The 4,158-nt window shown below is 57.4% G+C and carries 3 protein-coding genes; all 3 read left to right on the forward strand.

Annotation, left to right across the window (positions count from 1 at the left end; genetic code table 11):
* The coding region (locus FJ956_RS30685) for a hypothetical protein (protein WP_210243618.1) at positions 1-518 on the forward strand (518 nt) is incomplete at its 5' end.
* Between the two features lie 29 nt (positions 519-547).
* Complete coding sequence (locus FJ956_RS30275) at positions 548-2,230, forward strand: FkbM family methyltransferase (RefSeq protein WP_181181054.1); 1,683 nt, start codon at positions 548-550, stop codon at positions 2,228-2,230.
* Between the two features lie 147 nt (positions 2,231-2,377).
* Positions 2,378-4,158, forward strand: a 1,781-nt coding sequence (locus FJ956_RS30280; protein WP_140782021.1) for a glycosyltransferase, incomplete at its 3' end; no start/stop codon positions are given.

Consider the following 4,158-nt stretch of genomic DNA (forward strand, 5'->3'; position numbering starts at 1 on the left):
CCAGCAAGAAATTCGAGACAGCAGTCGGAAAAGGACAGCTTCGCCTTAACCTGGGCTGCGGCCATATCGCGCTCGCTGACTATATCAATGTCGATACCCGTGACCTCCCGGGCGTCGATATCGTTGCCGATGTCGGTGACCTCCCTGTCAGGGAAGGCTGCGTAAACGAAATCTTCTCGGCGCATCTAATCGAGCATTTCCCACTTGAGACCATGCGTCGCCGGCTGCTCCCCTACTGGCGCAGTAGGCTGCGCTCCGGCGGAACGTTCAAAGCCGTGACTCCGGACGCGGCCGCTATGGTGCAGGCGGTGACAACCGGAGCGATGTCATTTGAAGACTTTCGTGAGGTGACCTACGGCGCGCAGGATTACGACGGCGATTACCATTTCAATCTGTTCACGCCCGACAGCTTGCGAACGCTCCTGCAGGAGGCAGGCTTCGAGGGAATCTCCATTCCGGTTGCAGGGCGCCGGAATGGCAAATGCTTCGAATTCGAGATTGTAGCCACAGCACCATGACCGGACGCTCTCCAATACCGACCAAAGCCTTGCGTTACTTCAAGAGGCTAATTTATCTTCCGCATACGGCGACGGAAACTTTGGAGCGGCTGCGCCAGCTCGATACTGTTCTTGGTGATACCGCAAGCAAAGCTGTCGCCAAGAAGCTGTCCTGGCCGACTCCTTCTCCAAGTGCCGAACTCACGCCTGAGGTTCCGCTGGTTCAGGAGAGGTCGCCAAGCCCCACGCCAGGAGAAGTATTTGCGGGGTACTCCGCCAAGGATATCAGGGTCTTTGACCTTTTCAAGAATGTAAGGCCCGAATCGAAGCCAGGTTTCGTGACCGACTTTCTTGGCACGCGCACGCGAACCACGTCGCTCTGGAACAATGCCCGACAGTTTGACGGGCACGTGTTCGGCCTACCTGTTCCGCATGACCTCTTCGAAGCTATCGAATGGATCGGCCTACTTAAAGCCGTAGTCTCCGCCGGAAGCAGTTTCGCGATGATGGAACTCCGCGCTGGCTGGGGTCCTTGGCTGGCGGCGGGCGCCGTTGCCTGCAAACACCTCGGCATCGAAGATGTTCACTTGCTTGGTGTCGAGGCCGATCCCGGCCGCTTCGAATTGATGCGACAACATTTCATCGACAACGGCCTTGATCCCGAGGCGCATTGTCTGCTTCGCGCCGCGGTAGGCACAGAGGCAGGGCACGCACGCTGGCCCAGGATCAGCGACGCCGCCAATTCCGGCGGTGGACGGCCGGTCCGTGACAAGGACGGCGAGGTGAACCAAGACGACGCTGATTACATCCCGCATGCGGTACATGACTATATCGACGTTGAAATTGTCCCTCTGCGAGATCTGCTGGCCCGCAGGGCGGTCTGGGATCTCATTCATATCGACGTGCAAGGTTGGGAAGCTGACCTCGTGGCCGGAAGCGTCGAAGAACTCGGCGAGCGAGCAAAGTGGCTGGTTATCGGCACGCATTCTCGCCAGTTGGATGGTCGTCTGATCGCAACCCTGCACCGCGCGGGTTGGGTGCTTGAAAATGAAAAGCCGACCCGTTTCACCTTCGATCGCGACAAGGGATCGCTCGAACTCATGGCCGAAGTCGACGGCACCCAGATTTGGAGGAACCCGCGTTTTACATCTCTTCACGTGGGCAAAGGCGAGCGAAAGTCCGTGCCAAACTCCAGCGCCTCCATCGATGTTTCCAACGACCCCGTTTCACTGGCGCAGGAACATGTGGAAAACGCCCGGATCTTGCAACGCGCGAAGATGCGCTGGCCTCTTTGCCACATGGCGGAAAGTTCGCAGAGATCGGCGTCGCGTTTGGAGACTTTTCGGAACACGTTCTTCGCACGCTGGAACCAACCAAGTTCGATGCGTTCGATATTTTCCGACTGCACTAAATCGAAACGATCTGGGGTCGGCCTTCCGTCGATACGTTTCGGGGTCAGACCCATCGTCAATTCTACGAGGGACGCGTTGCCCAAGAGAGGGCCAGCGGCCAGATGCGTGTTTTCGAAGGCGACAGCAGCCAACTCATGTCAGAGCAGCCTGACGGACTCTACGACATCATTTACATCGACGGGGATCATACTCTTGAAGGGGTATTGCGCGATGCGGAAGTGGCGGCCCGGAAGCTTTCGCGGACGGGCTACCTTGTCTTCAATGATTACATCATGGCGGATCACGCTTCCAACGCGCCATACGGCATCGTTCAGGTGGTGAACTGGTTCTGCGCCCGTCTCGGTTGGCGTGTGCATTACCTCGCATTGCAGAGAATGATGTTTTGCGACATCTGCCTCGTCCGAAATCTGTAGTGACGCCAAGGGAAATAATTGCGGAGAACTATCTGCGAGATGAAGACATTTTCTTATGCATGATAATGAAGTCGGCGGGTTAGTGGACAAGAAGGACGATGGCCCTAGAATCTCTATCGTCGTCTGCACGGACGGTCGCGCGGACGCTCTCGCAAACAATTTGCATTGCCTGCAATTCCTGGACGGCCCCGAATACGAAGTGTGTGTCGTGCGTGGCCCGACAGAAGACGGTGTCGCGAAGATACTGGCTGAATGGGATGGCCGAATTAAGGTAGCGAAGAATCCCGTACGCAATCTCTCGGTCTCCCGGAATCTCGGCATTGCGCTAGCCGCCGGAGAGATCGTTGCCTTCATTGACGATGACGGCATGCCTGAGCCGCAATGGATGGTTGATTTGCTCCAGGCTTTCGGTGATCCGGAAGTTGCCGCCGCAGGCGGTATCGTTATGGATCATACGGGCGCAAAAGAACAATATTGCTATTCCTCTGCCGACAGGCAGGGTAACGCGGACTGGCAACGCAACACTCCAGCCGACGAGTACAATTTCCCCTACTCCTACAATTTCCCGTACCTCCAGGGAACGAACGCGGCCTTCAGGCGTGACGTTCTGCTTGCCATGGGCGGATTCGACGAGGAGTATGAATTCTATCTGGATGAAACCGACCTGTGCTGCCGCATCAACGATGCGGGTTGGAAAATACGGCAGTTGCCTAATGCCGTGGTCCACCACAAGTTCCTGCCAAGCATCATCCGCACTGCAGATCGCGTAACCCGCGTCCGCTATCCGGTGCTGAAAAACAAGCTCTATTTCTCCCTCGTCAACAACGTCGGCCACTACAGCATCAGGTCTGCGGTCGAGAACATGATGTCCTTTGCGCAAGCGCAAGAAGCGGACGTGCGCAATCATGTAGAAACCAGCCGTTTGCTCTCGTCGGCAGATCTCGATCTTTTCAAAGCCGACGAAGAGAAAGCATGGGAGGTTGGTCTCAAGCGCGGGCTGAGCGGTGACAGGCGCTTGATGGACCCTGCGTTCGCTTCGAAATCCCCGGCGCCATTCCTACCCTTCTCGCGTCTGAAACCGCCAGGCGGTCGCAATACCTTTGCCTTTGTAAGTCAAGAATATCCCCCCGGCCTGGTCGGTGGGGTCGGCCGATACATCAATCAACTGGCTCGGGCGATCGCCGCTATTGGGCACAACGTTCATGTGCTTACCCGTGGAGAAGGACATGATCGCGTGGATTTCGAGGAAGGCGTGTGGGTCCACCGCGTCGCGTCTCGGCAACCGACCTCGCGCCCGCCGCAGGGAGTCGACATTCCCCCACACATCTGGGCCCATTCGGCGGTTATGCTGCAAGAGCTCAACCGGCTGGCGGAGCGCCAGCGGGTCGATGTTGTCTACGCGCCGATCTGGGATTGCGAAGGCGCGGCCATCTTGCTCGACAACCGCTTTCCACTTGTGACCGGCCTGCAAACGACCTTGCATTTCTGGCTTGAAAGCCATCACCATCACAGGGACGACCTGCAATTCATGCAAGGCTTCGCCAAGCCGATGTTAGCCCTAGAGGCTCGTCTGCTGCGCGACTCGGCTGGAATTCATGCGATCAGCAAAGCTATTCGCCACGATATATCGACGGTCTATGACGTCGCGCTCGAAGATGCCCGCACTGCGATGGTGCCCCTTGGCCTGGAAGATTTCTCAACCCTGCCCGAAGTGCTTCCCGACCCGCTGCCCCAAGGAGTAGTGAGGATTGCCTTCATCGGTAGGCTCGAAGGGCGCAAGGGCATCGACGTGCTGCTTGATGTCGTTCCTCGCCTGCTCAGAAGGCACCCTACCGT

The organism is Mesorhizobium sp. B2-4-3 (genome assembly GCF_006442815.1).
Taxonomy (GTDB): Bacteria; Pseudomonadota; Alphaproteobacteria; order Rhizobiales; family Rhizobiaceae; genus Mesorhizobium.